The sequence below is a fragment of the Mycobacterium sp. E1715 genome (genome assembly GCF_001667625.1).
GTDB lineage: Bacteria > Actinomycetota > Actinomycetes > Mycobacteriales > Mycobacteriaceae > Mycobacterium.
In genome coordinates this window covers 1-21367 of sequence record NZ_LZJJ01000199.1, presented here as the reverse complement: position 1 = coordinate 21367, position 21367 = coordinate 1, and the positions used below count along the sequence as shown (strand labels likewise).

Below are 21367 nucleotides of genomic sequence, written 5' to 3'. Positions count from 1 at the left end.
CCGCCCTGGTGGCCATCGTGGGCGTCGCGCTCGCCGTCGTCCGGCCCTGGGAATCGGCGCCCCGGCCGGAGCCGACGAAGCCACCGCCGCCCGCGGACGCCGTCGCGCTGCGGGTGCTCGACGACGGTGTGTTCGTGGGCAGCTCGGCCGCATCGACCACCATCGACATTTTCAACGAACCGATCTGCCCGCCGTGCGGCAGCTTCATCCGGTCGAACGCGGGCGACATCGACACCGCCGTGAACAACAAGAAGCTCGCGGTGCGCTATCACCTGCTCGACTTCCTCGACGACAAGTCGCACAGCAAGAACTACTCGACCCGGGCGGTGGCCGCGTCGTACTGCGTCGCGGCGCAAAGCGACCCCAAGACGTACACCGCCTTCTATTCGGGCCTGTTCGCCAGCAACTTCCAGCCGGCGGAGGACGCCGCCGAGGACCGCACCGACGGCGAACTGGCCCAGCTGGCCAAGAACGTCGGCGCGGACGCCGACGTGCTGACGTGCATCAAGTCCGGGGACGACGTCGGCACGGGCAAGGCGAAATCCGCGGCCGGTTACGCGACGCTGTCCGGGCTCAACGCCAACTCGACCCCGTTCGTGTGGGACGGCACCGCGTCGGTGAACTACTCCGACCCGACCTGGCTGACCAAGCTTCTCGGGTAGCGGGCGATGATCGATGACACCCGGGCCAGCGACAACGACCGCAACCGGACCTGCGAGGCGCTCGACGCGGCGCTCGGCGACGGTCAGTTGTCGACCGAAGAGCACCGCGAGCGGGTAAGCGCCGCCACCAGGGCCACGACGCTGCGCGAGCTGCGGTCGCTGGTGGCCGACCTGCAGATCCACCCGGCCGCCGAGCGAGCTCCGTCGTCACCCGCGGGAATCAACAGGCGCCGGGCCGGGATTGCCGCGGCCGTCGCGCTGGTGCTGATCGGCGGCGGCATCGCCTGGGGACTGCAACGCGACACCCCTTCGGCCCCGGCGCCATCCGCCGCCCCGAGTGCGGCCCCCAGCAGCTCCGCGGCCATGACCACCACCCCGACGCCTCCGCCGCCACAGCTGTTGAGCCTGAGCGGGGTGAGCGGCGTGCTGGCGCAGATGCGGACGCAGTTCGGCGACACGCTGGGTTACCAGCTGAACATCTACCAAACCCAGGTCGTGGTCATGCGTCCGGACACCGCGAACCCCCAGAAGGTGGTGAGTTGGCTGGGCCGCGACGGCAATTGGGCCAGCGTCGGCCCCGAGAACGCGGTGTCCTCCCGCTTGGTGGTCGGTGACCTCAGCAAGTTCGACGTGCAGGCGGTCGTCGACGTCGTGCAGCAGGCGCCGCAGACCCTGCACATCTACGACGCCAACCGGATCTTCCTGGCGATCGAGTCCCGCAAGGACGGCGGCTTGCACCTACAGATCAGCGTCAGCGACGGGGCCCTCAGCGGCACCATCGTGCTCGCCCCGGACGGCACCGTCACGCAGGTCGCTCCCCCCGTGCACTGATCGCGGCGGCCCGCCGTCGCGCGGCCGACGTCTGCCGGGTCGATGTTGTACGTTTCTGCGGTGAGATCGGTGTGCGCTCACCGCCACGGTCCGTCGACGGGAGGCACTCGATGACCGGCGGCCAGGGCTCGCGGGTGGGGACGATGTTCGGCCCCTACCACCTCAAGCGCCTGCTCGGCCGCGGCGGGATGGGCGAGGTCTACGAGGCCGAGCACACCGTCAAACAGTGGACGGTGGCGCTCAAGCTGATGTCGCACACGTTCAGCCAGGATCCGGTGTTCCGCAAGCGAATGGAACGCGAGGCGCGGATCACCGGCCGGCTGCTGGAGCCGCACGTGGTGCCCATCCACGACTACGGCGAGATCGACGGGCAGCTGTACCTGGAGATGCGCCTCATAGAGGGCATCGACCTGGGCAGCCTGCTGGAACGGGAGGGCCCGCTGCCGGCGTCGCGGGCGGTGGCCATCGTCCACCAGGTCGCCGCCGCCCTGGACGCCGCGCACGCCGCCGGGGTGACCCACCGCGACGTCAAACCGCAGAACATCCTGATCACCGGCGACGACTTCGCCTATCTCGTCGACTTCGGCATCGCCAGCGCCAAGTCCGACGAGAAGCTCACCCAACTGGGCACCGCCGTCGGCACCCTGAAATACATGGCGCCCGAACGGTTTTCGAGTGAAGAGGTGACGCCCCGCGCCGACGTCTACGCGCTGGCCTGTGTGCTCTACGAGTGCCTGACCGCGACCCCGCCCTACCCCGCCGACAGCACCGGCATGCTGGTCAGCGCCCACCTGATGCAACCCATTCCCAAACCGAGCGAACAAGGCTCGGGGGTGAGCCCGGCGTTCGACGCCGTGATCGCAGGCGGCATGGCCAAAACCCCGATCGAGCGCTACCCGACCGCCGGCGCCCTCGCCGAGGCGGCGCACCGCGCGCTCAGCAGCCCGGAACGCCAACGCGCCGAGACCATCCTGCGGGACAGCGAAATCGTCTCTCCCGCAATCGGATTACAGCACCGTTCCGCACCGCCCAAGCGCAACCGCTGGCCGATCGTGGCCGCCGCAGTGGTGGCCGTCGTCGCCGTCTGCGCAGTCGGAATCTGGCTTGCGCTGAAACCGTCCGGCCAGCGGCACGCCAAGGCGACGGTCGCGAAAACCCCACCGCCGTCATCCGCCGCCCCCGACGACCAACAGGCCCGGCTGATCAGCCTGCTCCCGCCCGGCTACCTGGCCGGCACGTGCACGCCCGCCACCCCGGAGTCGGGCAGCATCTGGGTGCACGCGGTCGCGATGGTGACCTGCGGGCAGAACACCCAGCCCGGCGGCCCCAGTCACGCCACCTACGGGCTGTTCGCCACGCCCAACAAGCTGAAGAAGGCCTTCAACGACGACATCGCCAACGTCAACCTGGTGAACTGCCCCGGCGAGGGACGCTCACCCGTCAGCTGGCACTACGACCAGACCCCCAACGACATGGCCGGCCTGATCGCCTGCGGCAGCTACAACAACCACCCGAACGTGATCTGGACCAACGACGAGAAGCTCATGCTCAGCGACGTCTCCGGCGACCCCGCCACCGTCGAGGACCTGCACACCTGGTGGGACGCCTACGGCTGACCCGTGAGGTCCAGCGCGAGATCCCACTGTCCGCCCGCTGGCTGCGGGGTACGCTCACCCGGACCGGCCTAAAGGGGTGCCACATGGTGCTTTTCACGCTCTTCGGTTCGCCGTACGCTCGCCCCCTGTCAAGCAATTCCCGCCGGATCTCAATTCAAGGAAAGGAATGTCGTGCCTGGCTGGTGGATTTTGGCGATCCTGTTCTTCCTGGCGGCGATCGCGGCCCTCACCGCGAGCGCCTTGCTCGGCAGCAAGACGAGGTTGACGTGGTGGGCGATCACGGCGAGCGCCGCTTTGTTCGGCGTGATCTTCACGCTGATCAGCGCCTACGACCGGGTAGACACCCGCAACGTCGGAATCATCACCGAATTCGGCAAGCCGGTGGGGGTGCACGGCGCGGGGATCGTCTGGCATGCGCCGTGGCGCAAGGTCAGTGAGCTCTCGGAAGCGATCCAGTTGCAGGCGTTTGAATCCAACAGCTACGACGACGCCAGCCAGGGCAAAGGTGCGAACAACAACCCGGCGGCCATCAACGTCCGGCTGGCCAACAACTCCACCGCCTACGTCGATGAAAACCTGAACTGGCGGCTGCGCGAGGGTGCCGCCCCCAAGCTGTTCCAGGATTACGGCGGGGCCAACGTATTCCAGACGATCAAAGAGCAATTGGTGGACCGGCAGGCCCAAGTCGCGTTGTCCAAGGTGTTCGCGACGTTCAACCCGCAGGTCATGCTGGCGGCCGCGGCGAACGCGCCGGGCGGGGCGACGCAAATGCCCGCGCCGGCCCAGGGCGCGGACTTACCCGCGATGGCCGCCCAGGTCAAAAAGGACCTGCAGGACGCGGTGGGCTCCGAGATCGAGATCCTCGACGTCCGGATTCCGAGGATCTTCTATGACCAGCCGACCCAGCAACGGATCGATGCCTACAACCAGAAGGTTCAGGAGACGATCAACGCCCAGCAGGACGTCAAGACCGCCGAGCAGAATCGGTTGGCCGCCGAGCAGCGCGCCAACCAGCCGCCACCGGATCTGCGGATCGCGATCTTCAACTGCCTGAACGACCAGGTCAAGAACGGGCGCGACCCGGCTGGGTGCTGGGGTCAGATCGGTGGTCAGCCGCTGGTGCAGGTGCCGCGTTGAACCCGTTGGCGCTGAAGGCCTGCAGTGCAACACGACTTGGCGGGTGAACTCGTCTCTCAGAGGATGTAGAGCATCTCCTGGTAGGTCGGCAGCGGCCACAGGTCGTCGGCCACAACGCCTTCCAGCGCGTCGGCGGCGGCACGCACCGCGTCCATCGCCGGCAGCAGCGCCGCCTGGGCGTGCTTGGCCTCCTCGAGCGCCGATTCCGCCGAATGCTCGGACAGCGCCGCCCTGAGCGTCGTCAGCGCGGCGGTGAGGTCGTTCAGCGGGGCCGAAACCGCTTCCAGCGCGGCCGTGTTCGGCTCCACCCCGGCGGCCTTCAACGTCGCGACGTTTCCGGCCAGCTCGGTCTGGTAGCGCAGCGCGGCGGGCAGGATGACCGTCGTACCGATCTCCAGGGCCAGCTTCGCCTCCACACCGATCGTGAGCGCGTACTGCTCGAGCCGGACCTCGTAGCGGCTGTGCAGCTCGCGTTCGTTGAAAACCCCGTACTTCTCGAAGACTTCGACCGATTCCGGCTTGATGAGTTCCGGAATGGCGTCCAGCGTCGTCTTGAGGTTGGGCAATCCGCGCTCGGCCGCCTCGATCTGCCAGTTCTCCGAATACCCGTCGCCGTTGAACACGACCGCGCCGTGATCGGTGATGATCTCGGTGAGCAGCTTCTGCACCGCGGCGTCGAAGTCCTCGCCGGCCTCGACCGCCTTTTCCAAAATCGTTGCGATGTAGTCGAACGAGTCGGCCATGATCGTGTTGAGGACGATCATCGGCACGGCGACCGTCTGCCCCGAGCCCGGCGCCCGGAACTCGAACCGGTTGCCGGTGAACGCGAACGGGCTGGTGCGGTTCCGGTCGCCGGGATCGGTCGGCAGCGGCGGCAGGGTGTCGACGCCGATGATCATGGTGCCCTTGCCCTTTGACGACGTGGCCGCCCCCTTGGCGATCTGCTCGAACACGTCGGCGAGCTGCTCGCCGAGGAAGATCGAGATGATCGCGGGCGGCGCCTCGTTGGCGCCCAGCCGGTGGTCGTTGGTGGCCGAGGCGACCGAAACGCGAAGCAGGCCGGCGAACTTGTGGACGGCGCGGATCACCGCGGCGCAGAACACCAGGAATTGGGCGTTCTCGTGTGGCGTGTCGCCGGGCACCAGCAGCGAACCCAGCTCGGCGTTGCCCACCGAGAAGTTGACGTGCTTGCCCGAGCCGTTGACGCCGGCGAACGGCTTCTCGTGGAAAAGGCACTCCATGCCGTGCTTTTTGGCCAGCGTCTTGAACACCGTCATCAGCAGCTGCTGGTGGTCGGAGGCGATGTTGGCCCGCTCGAACATCGGGGCCACCTCGAACTGCCCGGGGGCGACCTCGTTGTGCCGGGTCTTGGCCGGGATGCCGAGTTTGAACAGCTCCCGTTCGGTGTCCATCATGAAGCCGAGCACCCGTTCGGGCACCGACCCGAAGTAGTGGTCGTCGAATTCCTGGCCCTTGGGCGGCTTGGCGCCGAACACCGTCCGCCCGGCGTTGATCAGGTCGGGCCGCGCCAGGAAGAAGTGCCGGTCGACGAGGAAGTACTCCTGCTCCGGCCCGCAGAACGACACCACCTTGTTGAGGTCCTTGTGGCCGAACAGCGTCAGGATGCGTTCGGCGTGGATGCCCATCGCCTGCTGGCTGCGCAGCAGCGGCGTCTTGTAGTCGAGCGCCTCACCGGTCATCGAGACGAACACCGTCGGGATGCACAGCGTGTTGCCGTTCGGGTTCTCCAGCACGTAGGCGGGGCTGGTCACGTCCCAACCGGTGTAGCCGCGCGCCTCGAAGGTGCTGCGCAGCCCGCCCGACGGGAAGCTGGAGGCGTCCGGCTCGCCCTGGATCAGGGTCTTCCCGGCGAACTCGGCGAGGGTCTGCCCATCGGAGACGGGCTCGAGGAAGCTGTCGTGCTTCTCGGCGGTCAGCCCGGTCATCGGGTAGAAGACGTGCGCGTAGTGGGTAGCGCCCTTCTCGAGCGCCCAATCCTTCATCGCGACCGCGACCGCATCGGCGACCGCGGGGTCCAGCTTGGCGCCCTTGTCGATGGTCGCCACGATCGACTTGTACACCGCCTTGGGCAGCCGCGCCTGCATCTCCGCCTTGGTGAAGACGTTGGACCCGAAGATCTCCCCGGGCAGCTCGCCCGGGACGAAGCTGACGGCGGGGGGAACGTATCCCTCGACATTGTTGATCGCCTGAAGGCGGACCGCGTTACCGCTCAATGGAATTCCTATCGCTGATTGGGCCCCCGTCTGGTGGACCGACTCACACTAGGAACTTCCGATGGCGAATTTGTTACGCGCGCGTCACCGGTATCGCCGCGATGGTTTCAAACAGAAGACGGCCCGCGGTCGCCGGCCTCGGTGTCGTCCACCGTCAACGGCAGGGCGAGCTCTTCCAGCGGGCGCCGTTCGGCGGCGATCCCGAGCCGCAATTCGACCAGGCCGGCGATCGCCATGACCGCGGCGCCCGTCAGGAACGACCACATCACCTGCCCGCGTTCCCCGGAGTTGATCAGCTGCCCGAACAGCAGCGGGCCGGTGATGCCGCCGATCGCGGTCCCCACCGCGTAGAAGAACGCGATCGCCAGCGCCCTGGTCTCCATCGGGAAGATCTCGCTGACCGTCAGGTAGGCCGCGCTGGCGCCCGCCGACGCCAGGAAGAACGTGACCGCGAGGACGCCGATGAACGCCCAGACGCCGCCGGTCTGGGTCACGAACAGGATGGCGAGGGCGACGGCGACGACGGCGGAGCCGATGTAGGTGGCCGTGATCATCGGCTTGCGGCCCACGGTGTCGAAGAGGTGGCCGAGCGCCAGCGGACCGACGAAATTGCTCAGCGCCCACAGGATGAAGAACAGCGGCACCTTCCCCGACGGCACGCCGTAGAACCCGCTCAACAGCGTGCCCAGATTGAACGTCACGCCGTTGTAGAGGAATGCCTGCCCGGTGAACAACGCCAGCCCCAGGATCGCGCGCTGCGGGTAGAGCCTGAAGGCGACCCGGGCGATTTCGCGGAACGAGATCGTTTCGCGCTGACGGATTTTGAGCCCGCGCCCGTGCGGCTCGGGCAGGGGTTCACCGGTCTCGCGCCGCACCGCCTCCTCGATCTCGCCGACGACCCGCTCGGCCTCCTCGTCGCGGCCGTGGATGAACAACCACCGCGGGCTCTCGGGGACGTTGCGCCGGACGAGGAGCACGAAGATGCCGAAGATGGCGCCGACGCCGAAGGCCAGCCGCCAGCCGATGTTGGGCGCGAAGTTCGACGTGTCGAGCAGGACGAGCGCGCCGGCCGCCCCGGCCGCCGAACCGAGCCAGTAGGTCCCGTTGATGATCAGGTCGACGCGGCCGCGCAGGCGGGCGGGGATCAACTCGTCGATGGCCGAATTGATCGCGGCGTATTCGCCGCCGATGCCGGCCCCGGTGAAGAACCGCGCGACGAAGAAATACCAAGGGGCGAAGGCGAATGCGGTCGCGACGGTGGCGGCCAGGTAGACCGCCAAGGTGAGCATGAACAGGTTGCGCCGCCCGAAGCGGTCCGTCAGGTGGCCGAAGAACAGCGCGCCCAGGCACGCCCCGGCGATGTAGAACGCGGCCGCCATGCCGATCTGCGCGGCGTCGAGGTCGATGCCGCTGCCCTTCTCCGTGAGGCGTGCGGACACGTTGCCCACCATCGTGACCTCGAGCCCGTCCAGGACCCACACCCCGCCCAGCCCGATGACGACGCGCCAGTGGAATCGCGACCACGGCAGCCTGTCCAGGCGCGCGGGCACGTGGGTGGTGATGGTTCCGGTTTGCACGCTTCCGCTCATCTGGCTCCTATCCGGGTGGCTTCAGAAGTACCCAAGCGAGGCGCTTCGCACGCCTCAGCCGCGGTCGGCGCGCGACTCCTCGGGTGTCCAGGCTTGCGGCTGGCCCGGGTGGCCGGGGAACAGGAAGTCGATGAAGGCCGCGGCGGTGGGCTGAGGTTCGTGGTTGGCCAGCCCGGGCCGTTCGTTGGCTTCGATGAAGGCGTACTCCGCGCCGGTGACGTCGGGCACCAGCAGGTCGATGCCCGTCACGGGGATGCCGATGGCCTCGGCCGCCGTGACCGCGACCCGGCACAGTTCGGAGTTCACCACGGCGGTGACGTCGTGGATGGTGCCGCCCTGGTGCAGGTTGGCGGTGCGGCGGACGCGCAGGCGGGTGCCCTGGGGCAGCACGTCGTCCAGCGTCCAGCCCGCCTCGGCGACCGTCGACTCGGTGAGGTCGTCGAGCGGGATGCGGGATTCCCCTCCGGTGGCCGCGGAGCGCCGCCGGCTTTCGGCCGCGATCAGGTCGCGGATGCTGTGCTCGCCGGTGCCGATGATCTCGGGCGGCATCCGCAGCGCGGCGGCGACCACCCGGCCGTCGATCACCACCAGCCGCAGGTCGTCGCCCTGCACCCGCTGTTCGATCAGCACGTCCGGGTATTGCTGACGGGCCCGGGCCAGGGCGGCGGCCAGCTCTTCGGGACCGTTCTCGGCGGTCACGCCGACGGTGATGCCCTTGCCCTGCTCGCCGCGGGTCGGTTTGACGACGACCTCGCCGACCTCGGTGAGGAAGTTGTAGTCGCCCTCGTCGAAGGTGGCCAGGCGGGCGCGGGGCACCGTGATGCCCGCCTCGGAGACCAGGCGGCGGGTCAGGCGCTTGTCGTCGCAGCGGCACATGGCCACCGCCGAGGTGTATTCGGACAGCGATTCGCGGGTGACGACGCTGCGGCCGCCGTGGGTGAGGCGCATCTCGCCGGTTTCGGCGTCGAGCACCTCGACCCAGATGCCGCGGCGCAGCGCCTCGTCGGCAATGATCCGGGCGTAGGGGTTGAGGTCGTCGACCGTCTCGGGCGGCGGGCTGAACAGCGGCTCGTTGATCGCGTTCTTGCGCTTGATCGCCAGCACCGGGACCCGGACGAAGCCCAGCTTCTCGTACAGGCCGATGGCCGCGGCGTTGTCGTGCGCGACGGACAGGTCCATGTAGGCGCGGCCCGCGCTGCGGAAGCGCTCCGCCAGCGCGCGGGTGAGGGCCGCGCCGATGCCGGGCAGCCCGGCCGCCGGGTCGACGGCCAGGGTCCACAGGCTCGACCCCTGCTCGGGATCGTCGAACAGCAACTCGTGGTCGACGCCGGTGACGGTGCCCACCACGGCGCCGTCCGTATCGCGCACGGCCAGCAGGTAGGTCACCGCGGGGACATTGAGGTGGTTGTTCCAGATCACGTCGACGCCGGCCGGGACCATCCCGCACCGCACGTAGACGCGGTTCATCGCGTCGGCGTCGACCGGGTCGTTCAGCGTGCGCACGGTCACGCCGACCGGCGCCGGGTCCTCCGTCTTCTTCGCGTCGGCGAAGCGCAGCCGATAGGTGTGGCTGGGGTCGATGAACAGCTCGGTCGGCGCTTCGGCGACGACCACGTGGGATTCGCGGGCGTAGATGCAGATGTCGCGGCGACCGGGCCCCTCCCGGCGCAGCGCCTCGACCAGTTGGCGGGCGTCGGCGAAGGTCTGGCCGAAAATCAGCCGGCCCCAGCCCAATTCGAGCTCGACATCCTTGGCCATCGCCTCCACCAGCTCCGGCGGCGAGGCGTCGTGCAGGCCCATCGTGATCGCCTCGGTGTGGTCGCCAGAGGGATCGGTTTCGGTCATGCCACCGGACCCGTGATGCCGTGCCGCTGCAGCCACAGTTCGAGCAGGGCGATCTGCCAGAGCTCGTTGCCGCGCAGCGGGGTCAGCTTGCCGTTGGGGTCGGCCAGGAGCGCGTCGAGCGCCTCGGTGCGAAACAGGCCGCGCTCCTTGGCCACCGGCGCGTAGAGGGCGTCGCGCACCATGTCGAGGTAGGGCCCCTCGAGGTGGGTCAGCGCCGGAACCGGGAAGTAACCCTTGGGCCGGTCGATGACCTCCGATGGAATCACCCGTCGCGCGGCCTGTTTGAGGACGCCCTTGCCCTCGTGGGCGATCTTCAGCTCCGGCGGGCAGGTCGCCGCCAGCTCCACGAGCTCGTGGTCGAGGAACGGGACCCGACCCTCCAGGCCCCAGGCCATGGTCATGTTGTCGACCCGTTTCACCGGGTCATCCACCAGCATGACGGTGGTGTCCAGCCGCAGCGCGCGATCGACGCCCGTCTCGGCGCCGGCGCGCGCGAAGTGCTCTGTGACGAAGCGCTCGCTGGGGTCATTCGGGGCCATGATGCCCGGGCCCAGCAGACCCGCCATTTCGGCGGAATCGCGGTCGAAGAACGCGCCGCGGTACTCGGCGACCGAGCCTTCCAGCGACGCCGCGGCCGGCGAGCCCATCGGCGGGTACCAGTGGTAGCCGGCGAACACCTCGTCGGCGCCCTGGCCGGACTGCACGACCTTCACGTGCCGCGCCACTTCCTGGCTGAGCAGGTAGAAGGCGACGCAGTCGTGGCTGACCATCGGCTCGCTCATCGCGCCGATCGCCCCGTCGAGCGCGGGCAGCATCCGCTCGGTTCCGATGCGGATCTGGTGGTGGTCGGTTTCGAAGCGCCGGGCGATGATGTCCGACCACCGGAACTCGTCGCCCTCGACGCCACCGGCCGACTCGAAGCCGATGGAGAAGGTCATCAGGCCGTGCTGGCCGGCCTCGGCGAGCAGGCCCACGATCAGGCTGGAGTCGACACCGCCGGACAACAGGCAGCCGACCGGCACGTCGGCGACCAACCGGCGCTTGACCGCGACGCGGAGCGCGTCCAGCACCGCCTCTTCCCAGTCGGTTTCCGACCAGGCGGCGCGGTCGTCGTGCCGGGTGAAGTCGGGGGTCCAGTAGGTGGTGATGGTGCGCCGGCCGTCGGGCTCGATCGCGACGAGCGACGCGGGCGGCACCTTGCGGACCCCGCGCAGGATGGTCAGCGGCGCCGGGACCACCGAGTGGAAGGTCATGTAGTGGTGCAGGGCGACCGGGTCGATGCGGGTGTCCACGCCGCCGCCGGCCAACAGCGCCGGCAGGGCCGAGGCGAACCGGATCCGGTGGCTGTCCTCGGTCAGGTAGAGCGGCTTGATCCCCAGCCGGTCCCGGCCCAGCAGCACCCGGCCGGTGTCGCGCTCGACGATGGCGAAGGCGAACATGCCGTGCAGGTGGCTGACGAAGTCATCGCCCCAATGCCGGTAGGCCTTGATGAGGACCTCGGTGTCGCTGTGCGAGAAGAACCGGTAGCCGTGTCCGGTGAGTTCGCGGCGCAACTCCTTGTAGTTGTAGATGCAGCCGTTGAAGGCGATGGCCAGGCCCAGCTCCGAGTCGACCATCGGCTGGGCGCCGGCCTCGCTGAGATCGATGATCTTGAGCCGACGATGACCGAGCGCGACGCGCCCCTGTGACCAGGTGCCGGACGCGTCCGGGCCCCTCCGGGTCATCACGGCGGCCATTGCGGACACCGCTGCTACGTCGGGCACCCGCCCGTCGAGCCTTACCTCCCCGGTGACTCCGCACACTCCTTGGACCATACCGAAGGCGGTTGCCGCGCGCCCGAACGGCCACTGTGAAATGCGTCGTCGCGGGCTGCGGGGCGCCTTGGGAGGTGAAACCGCCGCCGGCCCTCGGTTCCCGAGCAAACAAGCGCACCGGAGAACCGCTTTTTGGTTGCGACGCTCCCCCGCCTGTTAATTGTTGGTTGCGCTCTGCTCTCGTGTTTCGCCCCGCGCGCACCGCCATTCGCATCCGCCCGGTCGCATGGTTCGATGGTGACGAGATTGAAGATGTTGTAAGACAACCGGTTTCGGTGGGATTCCCGCGGCGACCGCTCGGCGCGTTGTGGCGACGACCCTGACTTCAGGGCCGGTTCGTGTGAGGTGGTGGGCTCAGCGGCGCCGAGAAAGATGCGCCGGTTCTGGTTACGGTGCAGCCACCCTGATGACACCCCGTCGTCACTTTGAGGAAGTCCGTGAGAGCCGAATGAATGCGCATGCCGGGATGTGGCGGGCGGTCGGTGCGGCGGCCGCGGGGGCCGCAGTGTATTTCGCCGCGCCCGCTTCGGCCGATCAAATCGACGATTCATTCCTCGCGGAGATTCAGCGGAACGGGATCGTCTTCACCGATCGTGGGGCCGCGATCACGGCGGGGCACAACATGTGCGCCGGACTCGACAAGGGCAAGTCGCCAACCTCGTTGGTGCTCAACGTCGTACGGGCCACCGACCTGTCGGCACACGAGGCCGGCTACCTGCTCGGCGCTTCCGTGGCCTCGTATTGTCCCCAGCACCGGGCCACCATCGGCAATTAGCGCGGCCCGGTCACCCGGCGCGCTCGCCGGGCAGCTTGTCGTCCCGAGCGCCATGCTGACCGCCGTGGGCCAGTTCGAGCCGGCGTTCCGCGAGGACCAGCAGATGCCTGAGCCGTTGGCCGTACAGGCCCACCGATTCCGCGGTCAGCATGTCGTCGTGGCCGCAGTCGATCGAGTAGGTGAGGATCTCACCGGAGACATGGGGCCGCCAGGACCGCGACAGGAACGCGCCGCGCTCGGCGTCGTCCCGCGCTGCGGAGACGACGGTGATGTCCCCGTTGAAGACCCGCGGGCGGTGGGACCGGTACCGCTCGACGTTCTTACGCAGGTTGTGGGTGAGCAGTTCGAAAAGCCGCTGGGATGACGAGGTCTCGGCCATCACCTGTTGCTCACCCAGGTCGTCGTCCGGCGAGGCGACGCCGTCGTCGATGGCGGGTTGGGCGTCGAGCAGGATCAGGCGGGCGACGACGCATCCGCGGCGCTGGAGTTCGACCGCGAGTTCGTGGGCGACGACGCCGCCGAACGACCAGCCGAGCAGGTTGTAGGGCCCGGCCGGGTACGCCTCCTGCACTCGATCGGCGTAGGTCTTTGCCATCTCCCGGATCGACCGGGGGTCGGCCTCGCGCTCGACCTGTTGGATCCCGATGATCGGGCAGTCCAGGTAGGTGCCGAGGACCTGATACGGCCAACTGACGCCGCCCGCGGGATGGATGCAGAACACCGGAACGCCTGCGCCCTGCTTCAAGGTCTGCACCGGGACGATCTCGTCGTCGGCGGCCGTGTCCGTGCCCAGGCGCCGGCTCAGGTCCCGCACCGTGGGCGCGTCGAACAGGGTGCGCACCGCCAGGTCGACGGCCAGCGCGCTGTTTACCGTGGCGATCAACCGCATCGCGGAGATGCTGTCGCCGCCCAGGTCGAAGAAGGAGTCGTCGACGCCGACCCGCTCGACACCGAGCACCCGGGCGAAGATGCCGGCGAGGATCTCCTCGCTGGCGCTGGACGGGGCCCGGTAGCCGCGGCCGCTGTACTCCGGTGCGGGCAGGGCGCGGGTGTCCAGCTTGCCGTTGGGGGTGAGCGGCAGCGCGTCGAGCGCGAGCACGGCCGCCGGGACCATGTAGACCGGGAGCCGTCCCGCGAGCGCGGTGCGCGCCTCGGCCGGGTCGGCCGTTCCGGTGACGTACCCGACCAGCCGTTTGTCGCCGGGGCGGTCCTCGCGCGCGATCACCGCCGCCTGGTCGACGCCGTCGAGCCGGGCCAGCGCGGCCTGGACCTCGCCCAGTTCGATGCGGTACCCGCGGATCTTCACCTGCTCGTCGGCGCGGCCGACGTACACCAGCTGACCGTCGGCGCCCCAGAGCACCAGGTCGCCGGTGCGGTACATCCGTGTCCCGGGCCCACCGAACGGGCACGCCACGAATCGCGACCCGGTCAGGCCCGACCGCCCGGCGTAGCCGGTGGCCACGCCCGTGCCGGCCACGTACAGCTCGCCGACCACCCCGGGCGCCACCGGGCGCAGCCAGGCGTCGAGTGCGAACAATCCCGCGCCCGCCACCGGCGAACCGATCGGCGGTGGCCCCGAGCCCGCCGCGAGCGGCGCGCTGATGGCCACGCACATCGTGGTCTCCGTCGGGCCGTAGGCGTTGACCATCACCCGGCCCGGTGCCCAGCGATCGACCACCTCGGCCGGGCAGGCCTCGCCGGCCATCACCAGCGCCACCGATTCCAGCCCCGCCGGATCCAGTGTCGCCACCGCCGACGGCGTCTGGGTCAGCACGGTGACCCCTTCCTCGATCAGCAACGCGCGGAAGTCATCCGGCGAGCGCACCACCGACTCGGGCACCACCACCACGCGCCCTCCGCGCAGCAGCGGCGCGAAGATCTCCCACACCGACACGTCGAAGGCATAGGAGTGGCACTGCGTCCATACGCCGGGGTTGGGCAGGCCGGCGTCTAGCGAGCCGATCAGCCCGGTCACGTTGCGATGCGTGACCGCCACGCCCTTGGGCACCCCGGTGGTGCCCGAGGTGTAGATCACGTAGGCGACGTCATCGGCCGCGGGCGCCGGCGGCGGGGTGGGCGGATAGCCGTCGATCGACGGGTCCTCGATGTCGACGACCCGCACGTCGCGCTCGTCCAGCCGCGACCGCAATCCCCCGGTGGTGACCGCGGCGACCGGCGCCGCGTCCGCAAGCATGAATCGGATCCGCGCGCCCGGGGCGGCCGGGTCGATCGGCAGGTATGCCGCGCCCGTCTTGAGCACCGCCAGGATCGCCACGATCGCCTGGGCCGAACGCGAGAAGAGCAGGGCCACAGACTGTCCCGGCCCGGCGCCCTCGGCGATGAGCAGGCGCGCCAACCGGTTCGAGGCCTCGTCCAGTTCCCGGTAGCTCATGGACAGGTCGTCCCAGCCGATCGCCACGGCGTCCGGCTGGTGTGCCGCGTGCGCGGCGAACAGGTCCACGATCGACGCGGCGGCCGGCACCGGCCGGGTGAGGGCGGCCCGGTTGCCGAGCGCGTCCAGGTGGGCCCGCTCCGGTGAGTCGAGCAGGTCCAGCGCAGACAGCCGCCGGGTGGGGTCGGTGGTCATGGCCACCAGCACCCGCTCCAGCCGCTTGGTCAGCGCGTCGATGGTGTGGGCGTCGAAGACGCCGGCGTCGTACTCCACGCGGAGGCCGAGCCGGTCCCCGGCCAGCGCGGCCTGGATCGTCAGCGGGTAGTGATTGCGTTCGAAGACGTTGAAGTCGGTGATGGACAGCTGGTGGTTGACCGCCATCGCGGACGTTTCCAGCGGATAGTTCTCGTAGGCGAACAGCGTGTCGAAGAGCTTGTCGTGACCGGTCATTCGGTGGATCTCGCTCAGCGACAGGTGCTCGTGCTCCAAGGTGTCGTTGTGTGCGCGCTGCAGCTGCTCGAGCAGGTCCGCGGTGCTGGTGGCCGGGGTGAGGCGGGCGCGCACCGGGATCGTGTTGATCAACAGGCCCACCATCGACTCGGCGCCGACCACGTCGGCCGAGCGGCCGGAGACCGTGGTGCCGAATGCGACGTCGAAGTTGCCCGTCAGCCAGGTCAGCAGTTGCGCCCACGCGGCCTGCAGCACCGTACTGACGGTGCTCTGGCAGGACCGGGCCAGCTCGCCGAGCGCGCGGGTGGTCTCGGCCGACACCGAGAATGTCGCAAGACCCCGGGCGCCCAGCTCCAACTGGTGCGGCGGCCCGACCAGCGTCGGGGTGTCGAAGCCGGCGAGCACCTCGCCCCACGCCGCCCGGGCGGCGCCGAGGTCGCGATCGGCCAGCCACGTGACGAATCGGCGATACGGCGCCGGCGGGCCCAGCCGCTGTCCGGTGAGGCCGGCGAACGTCTCGTTCACCAGGATCGGCACGGACCAGCCGTCGAGCACGATGTGGTGAATGGTGAGTACCAGCCGGTGGCGGTCTCGGGCGGTGCGGATCATCGCGACCCGGAAGGCCGGCTGGTCGGCCAGGTCGTAGACGGCGGCGCGTTCGGCGGCGCAGAGCTCGCCGACCCGCTCGTCGGTGGCGTCGCCGACGTCGAGCTCGACGTAGCGCCACGCCATCGCCGGTTTCGCGGGAATGACCTGTATCGCCTCGTCGAACTCCTCGGAGAATCGGGCGACCAGGTGCGGGTGCCGGTCCACCACCGTCTGGACCGCGGCGCGCAGCCGGTCGGGGTCGAGCGGGCCGCTCACGCTCATGTCCAGCTGCACCACATACAGGTCGTCCTCGCGGGCCCGGGTGGTGGTGGCGTGGAAGAGCAGCCCCTGCTGCAGCGGGGTCAGCGGCAGCACGTCGGCGACCGGGTTGCGCCGCTCGAGCTCGTCGATCTGCTGCTGGGCCAGCCGGGCGGGCAGGATGTCCGACGGGGTCAGCCCGCCGCCCCCGGCTCGCACGTGGGCGCAGATGCCGGTCAGCGCCTCGAACCAGAGCCGGCTCAGCCTGGTGACCTGTTCGCGGTCCAGGGCCGACGGCGCCCACGTCCAGTTGGCGTGCAGCCGCGGGCCGGCCTCGGTGTCGGCGGTGCCCGCGTTGAGGTCCACGGTGTGCATCAGCGGCATCGGCACCGCCGTGCTGGTGCCGGTGATCGCCGAGCCGTCCCGCGCGACCCGCCACAGCTCGTCGGACATCTCGGCCGCCGCCCCGCCCAACCGGCCCAGGTAGTTGAAGCCGATCGTCGGGTCGGAGCCGTCCAGGTCGACCTCTGCGTTCAGGTAGCGCAGCAGCCCGTAGGTGAGCGGGTCGGGCAGCGCCCGCAACTGTTCCTTGGCACGCTTGAGCACCGCGCCCAGCGCGGGAGCTCCGGAAAGCACTTGCGCCCAAGGCAATTCGTCTATCGCCAACGACACCGGGTACTTGGTGGTGAACCAGCCGACGGTGCGCGAAAGGTCCGCGCCGGCGGCGAGCTCCTCGTGGCGCCCGTGGCCCTCGACGTCGATGCCCACCGGGGCTCCGTCGCTGCCCAGGAACTGCGCCCACGCCAGCGCGTAGCCGATCAGCAGGATGTCGTTGACCCCGGCGTGGAACGCCGCCGGCGCCTCGCCGAGCAGGATGCGGGTGGTCCCCACGTCGAGTTCCACCGCCAGGTGCTCGGCGGTCTCGTAGGTGTCGGTCTCGGGCCGGACCGGGGGCAGCGCGGGCGGCGTCGCCGCGATCCGCCGCCAGGCGTCGGCCCGCCCGATCACGGTCGGGGCGTACGCGTGCTCGCTCAGCAGCGCGGCCCAGCGGGCGAACGACGTGCCGCCCGGCGGCAACGCCACCTGCTGCCCGGCGCGACGCTGGGCCCACGCGATATTCAAGTCCTCCAACAGGATTCGCCAGGACACGCCGTCGACGGCCAGGTGGTGGATGATCAGCACCAGCTGGCGGGTCGAGGTGACCCACAGCGCGCTCACCATCACCCCGTCGGCCGGGTCCAGCCGGGACCGCGCCGCCACCACCGCCGCATCGGACAGCGCGTCGACCGTGCGCAGGCGGTCGGCGGCGTCCACCGCTCCCGCCTCGGGCACCGTCAACGACCAGTCGTCGCCGACTCGCAGCCGCAGCATGGCGTGCCGGTCCAGCAGCGCCTGCAGCACCGCCACCACGTCGGCCTCGGTGACGCCGGCGGGCGCCTCGAGGACCATCGTCTGATTGAACTGGTCGACGGGACCGTTCACGGCCTGCAGCCACCGCATGATCGGGGTCGCCGGCAGTTCCCCTGTGCCCTCGTCGGTCTCACCGGCGTCGCCGTCGGCCGCCGCGACCACGCGGGCCAGCCGGGAGATGGTCTTCTCGACGAAGATGTCGCGCGTGCGGCAGGCCAGGCCCGCGGCGCGCGCCCGGGTGACCACCTGCATCGACGAGATGCTGTCGCCGCCCAGGTCGAAGAAGGAGTCGTCGACGCCGACCCGCTCGACGCCGAGCACCTGGGCGTAGATGCCGGCCAGGGTCTCCTCGACCGGGGTGCTCGGGGCGCGGTAGCGGTCGGCGTCGGAGTATTCGGGCGCGGGCAGGGCGCGGGCGTCGAGCTTGCCGTTGGGGGTCAGCGTCAGCGCGTCGACCGCCACGACGGCGACCGGGACCATGTAGGCGGGCAGCCGATCGGCAAGGCGGGCGCGCAGGTCGGCGGGGTCCGCCGCCCCGGTGACGTAACCGACGAGGCGCTTATCGCCGGGCCGGTCCTCGCGGGCGACGACGGCCGCCTGCCGCACCCCCGGAAGCTCGGCCAGCGCCGCCCGGATTTCGCCGAGCTCGATGCGGTAGCCGCGAATCTTGACCTGTTCGTCGGCGCGCCCCAGGTACTGCAGCTGCCCGTCGGCGCCCCAGCGGACCAGGTCGCCGGTGCGGTACATGCGCGCCCCGGGGCCGCCGAACGGGCAGGCGACGAACCGCGACGCCGTCAGCCCCGCCCGTCGCCAGTAGCCGCGGGCGAGGCCGGCGCCGGCCACGTACAACTCGCCGACCACGCCGGGGGGCACCGGCCGCAGGAATTCGTCGAGCACGAACAGCGCCGCCCCGGCCACCGGGGAGCCGATCGGGACGACGGCGGATCCGGGGGTCAGGGGTGCGCTGATCGCCGCGTACACCGTGGCCTCGGTAGGCCCGTAGGCGTTGATCATCACGCGGTCGCGCGCCCACCGGTCGACCAGCTCGGCCGGGCAGGCCTCGCCGGCCACCACCAGCGCCGCGGACTCCAGCCCGCGTGGGTCCAACACCGTTGCCGCAGAGGGGGTTTGGCTCAGCACGCTGACTCCCTCGGCGACGACGAGTGCGTGCAGGTCCTCCGGGGATCGGACCACGGCGTCGGGGACCACCACCAGGCGCCCGCCGCGCAGCAGCGCGCCGAAGATCTCCCACACCGACACGTCGAAGCCGTAGGAGTGCCACTGCGACCACACCCCGCCGTCGGGCAGGACCGCGTCCACGGACGCCATCAGCCGGATCACGTTGCGGTGGCTCACCGCAACGCCTTTGGGCACACCGGTGGTACCCGAGGTGTAGATGAGGTAGGCGATGTCCTCCGCGCTGGGCGCCGGCAACGCGGTGGCGGGCTGGGCGTCGACGGCGGGGTCGTCCACGTCGATGACCGGCACGTCGTGGTCGTCCAGGCGGGCGGCCAGTTCGGTGGTGGTGAGCGCCGCGACCGGCGCGGCGTCGGCGAGCATGAGGCCGATCCGGGCCGCGGGGTGCGCGGGATCGATCGGCAGGTAGGCGGCGCCGGTCTTGAGCACCGCGAGGATCGCCACGATCGCCTCGGCCGAGCGGTGGAACAGCAGCGCCACGCATCGTCCCGGCCCGGCGCCGCGGCCGGCCAGCACATGGGCCAACCGGTTGGCGGCCCGGTCGAGCTCGCCATAGCTCCACGACGAGCCGGCGCAGCTGAGCGCCAACGCATCCGGTGTGCGCGCGACCTGGGCGGCGAACGCCTCGGGAATCGACGCGGGCACGGGGTCCGGCGCGGTGAGCGCCGCCCGGTGGCCGATCTCGTCCAGCCGGGCGTGTTCGCCCGCGTCCAGCAGGTCGACCGATGACACCGACCGGGTCGGTTCGGTGGTCATCGTCGCGAGCACCCGCTGCAGGCGTCCGACCAGCGTCTCGACGCTGTCGGCGTCGAACACGTCGGTACGGAACTCGACCCGCCCGCCGATTCCGGCGGGCTCGTTCGCCTCGGTCCAGCGCTCGGCGAGCGAGAACGTCAGGTCCATGCGGGCGACCTGGGTGTCCAACGGGATCGAGCTGACCCGGACGTCGCCCAGCGCCAGTCCGGTCGCGGGGTCACCGTCCTGGCCGCCGAAGTTCTGCCAGGCCAGCATCAACTGGATCAGCGGGTGATGGGTCAGGCTCCGGGTCGGGTTGACCCGCTCCACCAGCACCTCGAAGGGCACGTCCTGATGCTCGAAGGCCTCCAGGCTGCGTGTCCGCACCCGGTCCAACAGCTCGGCGAAAGTGGGGTCGCCGCCTAGCTCTTTCAGGTCGACCCGCAGGACCAGGGTGTTGACGAAGAAGCCGACCAGGTGGTCGAGGGCGGGGTCGCGGCGCCCGGCGATCGGGAAGCCCACCGCCACATCGCTGTTCGCGCTGACCTTGGACAGCAGCACCGCCAGGGCGGCCTGCACCACCATGAAGCTGGTCGCGTTGTGTTCGCGGGCGACCGCCGTGATCTGCTGCTGCAAGTCGGCCGGCCAGTCGATCGGAACGGTCGCGCCCCGCTGGTCGGCGACCTCGGGATAGGGCCGATCGGTGGGCAGCTGCAGCCGCTCCGGCATGCCGGCCAGGGTCTCTTCCCAGTAGGCCAGCTGACCGGCGATGCGGCTGTCGCGATCCTTCAGGTCGCCGAACTGGTCGCGCTGCCAGAGGGTGTAATCGACGTATTGGACCGGCAATTCGGGCCAGCGGGGCGCTTCGCCCGCGCACCGGCTGGCGTACGCGACGCCCAGGTCGGCGGTGAGCGGCCGCAGCGACCACCCGTCGGCGGCGATGTGGTGCACGACGGCGACCAGCACGTGTTCGTCGTCGGCGACGCGGAACAGCCAGGCCCGCAGCGGGATATCGGTCGACAGGTCAAAGGTGTCACGGGCCGCGGCCTTGACGGCCTCGTCCAGCCGGCTCGCCGGCCAGCCGCCGGCGTCGACGACGTGCCAGCCGAAGTCGGCTCGCTCGGCGGGGATGACCACCTGCTGCGGTGTTCCGTCGGGTGCGGTGAAGACGGTCCGCAGGCTCTCGTGGCGGCCCACCACGTCGGCCAGGGCCGCTCCGAGCGCCTGGGCGTCGAGCGGGCCACGCAACCGCATGGCTGCCGCCATGTTGTAAACCGGTGAGGGGCCTTGCAATTGGTCGAGGAACCATAGCCGGCTCTGCGCGAAGGACAGCGGGACCACCGCGGGCCGTGGGCCGGCCACCAACGGCTCGAGCCCCCCGGCGCCCTCACCGATGCGGAGTGCCAGCTGTGCGACGGTGGGGGCCTCGAATACGGCGCGCACCGAGAGGTATTCGTCTAGGTCGGTGTTGACGGCGGCGATCAGCCGCATCGCCGAGATGCTGTCTCCCCCGAGGTCGAAGAACGATTGGTCCATGCCGACGCGGTCGACGCCGAGCACCTGCGCGTAGATGCCGGCCAGGATCTCCTCGGCGGGATTGGTCGGGGCCCGGTAACCCGAGGCCGTGTATTCCGGCGCCGGGAGCGCGCGGGTGTCGAGTTTGCCGTTGACCGTGACGGGCAGCGCCTCGAGCACCACGATCGCGGCCGGGACCATGTAGCCCGGCAGCCGCTCGGCCAGCGCGGTGCGGAGTTCGGTGGGGTCGGCGGTGCCGGTGAGGTAGCCCACGAGGCGTTTGTCGCCGGGGCGGTCCTCGCGCACGACGACCACCGCT

General features: G+C 70.1%; 10 protein-coding genes. 5 read left to right on the top strand and 5 right to left on the bottom strand.

What is annotated here, in order from left to right; all coding sequences use genetic code 11:
- From A9X03_RS11160 to A9X03_RS11145, 4 genes are all read left to right on the top strand, one after another.
- On the top strand, nt 1-662 hold a 662-nt coding region (locus A9X03_RS11160; RefSeq protein WP_156746535.1), incomplete at its 5' end, for a thioredoxin domain-containing protein.
- Nucleotides 663-668: 6 nt separating this feature from the next.
- Nucleotides 669-1493, top strand: coding sequence for a DUF1707 domain-containing protein (locus A9X03_RS11155; RefSeq protein WP_067747955.1), 825 nt, complete (start codon nt 669-671; stop codon nt 1491-1493).
- 110 nt (nt 1494-1603) lie between these two features.
- Entirely contained in the window at nt 1604-3109 is a 1506-nt protein-coding gene (locus A9X03_RS11150) for a serine/threonine-protein kinase (protein ID WP_067747957.1), read from the top strand.
- A gap of 171 nt (nt 3110-3280) precedes the next feature.
- Nucleotides 3281-4246, top strand: a complete 966-nt coding sequence (locus A9X03_RS11145; protein WP_197504910.1) for an SPFH domain-containing protein — start codon at nt 3281-3283, stop codon at nt 4244-4246.
- Nucleotides 4247-4302: 56 nt separating this feature from the next.
- Here the strand turns inward: A9X03_RS11145 and A9X03_RS11140 are convergent, their stop codons facing one another.
- The 4 genes from A9X03_RS11140 to A9X03_RS11125 all read right to left on the bottom strand — a co-directional run bounded on the left by A9X03_RS11140 (nt 4303) and on the right by A9X03_RS11125 (nt 11716).
- Entirely contained in the window at nt 4303-6480 is a 2178-nt protein-coding gene (locus A9X03_RS11140) for a glutamine synthetase III (RefSeq protein WP_067747961.1), read from the bottom strand.
- Nucleotides 6481-6587: 107 nt separating this feature from the next.
- A complete protein-coding gene (locus A9X03_RS11135) occupies nt 6588-8069 on the bottom strand; it encodes an MFS transporter (RefSeq protein ID WP_067890139.1) in 1482 nt (493 codons plus the stop codon).
- A gap of 54 nt (nt 8070-8123) precedes the next feature.
- The gene (gene ngg / locus A9X03_RS11130) at nt 8124-9914 is read right to left on the bottom strand and encodes an N-acetylglutaminylglutamine synthetase (RefSeq protein ID WP_067747965.1); all 1791 of its coding nucleotides are present in this window, start codon (nt 9912-9914) and stop codon (nt 8124-8126) included.
- Nucleotides 9911-11716 (bottom strand): N-acetylglutaminylglutamine amidotransferase, encoded by a 1806-nt coding sequence (locus A9X03_RS11125; RefSeq protein ID WP_068261038.1) that lies wholly within the window; start codon nt 11714-11716, stop codon nt 9911-9913. The genes ngg and A9X03_RS11125 overlap by 4 nt, the downstream gene beginning before the upstream one ends.
- Before the next feature lie 460 nt (nt 11717-12176).
- Here A9X03_RS11125 and A9X03_RS11120 point away from each other — a divergent pair, with 460 nt between their 5' ends.
- Complete coding sequence (locus A9X03_RS11120) at nt 12177-12503, top strand: DUF732 domain-containing protein (protein ID WP_067890147.1); 327 nt, start codon at nt 12177-12179, stop codon at nt 12501-12503.
- A gap of 10 nt (nt 12504-12513) precedes the next feature.
- Here A9X03_RS11120 and A9X03_RS11115 read toward each other — a convergent pair.
- Nucleotides 12514-21367: non-ribosomal peptide synthetase (locus A9X03_RS11115; protein ID WP_156746534.1), on the bottom strand; the 8854-nt coding region annotated here is incomplete at its 5' end.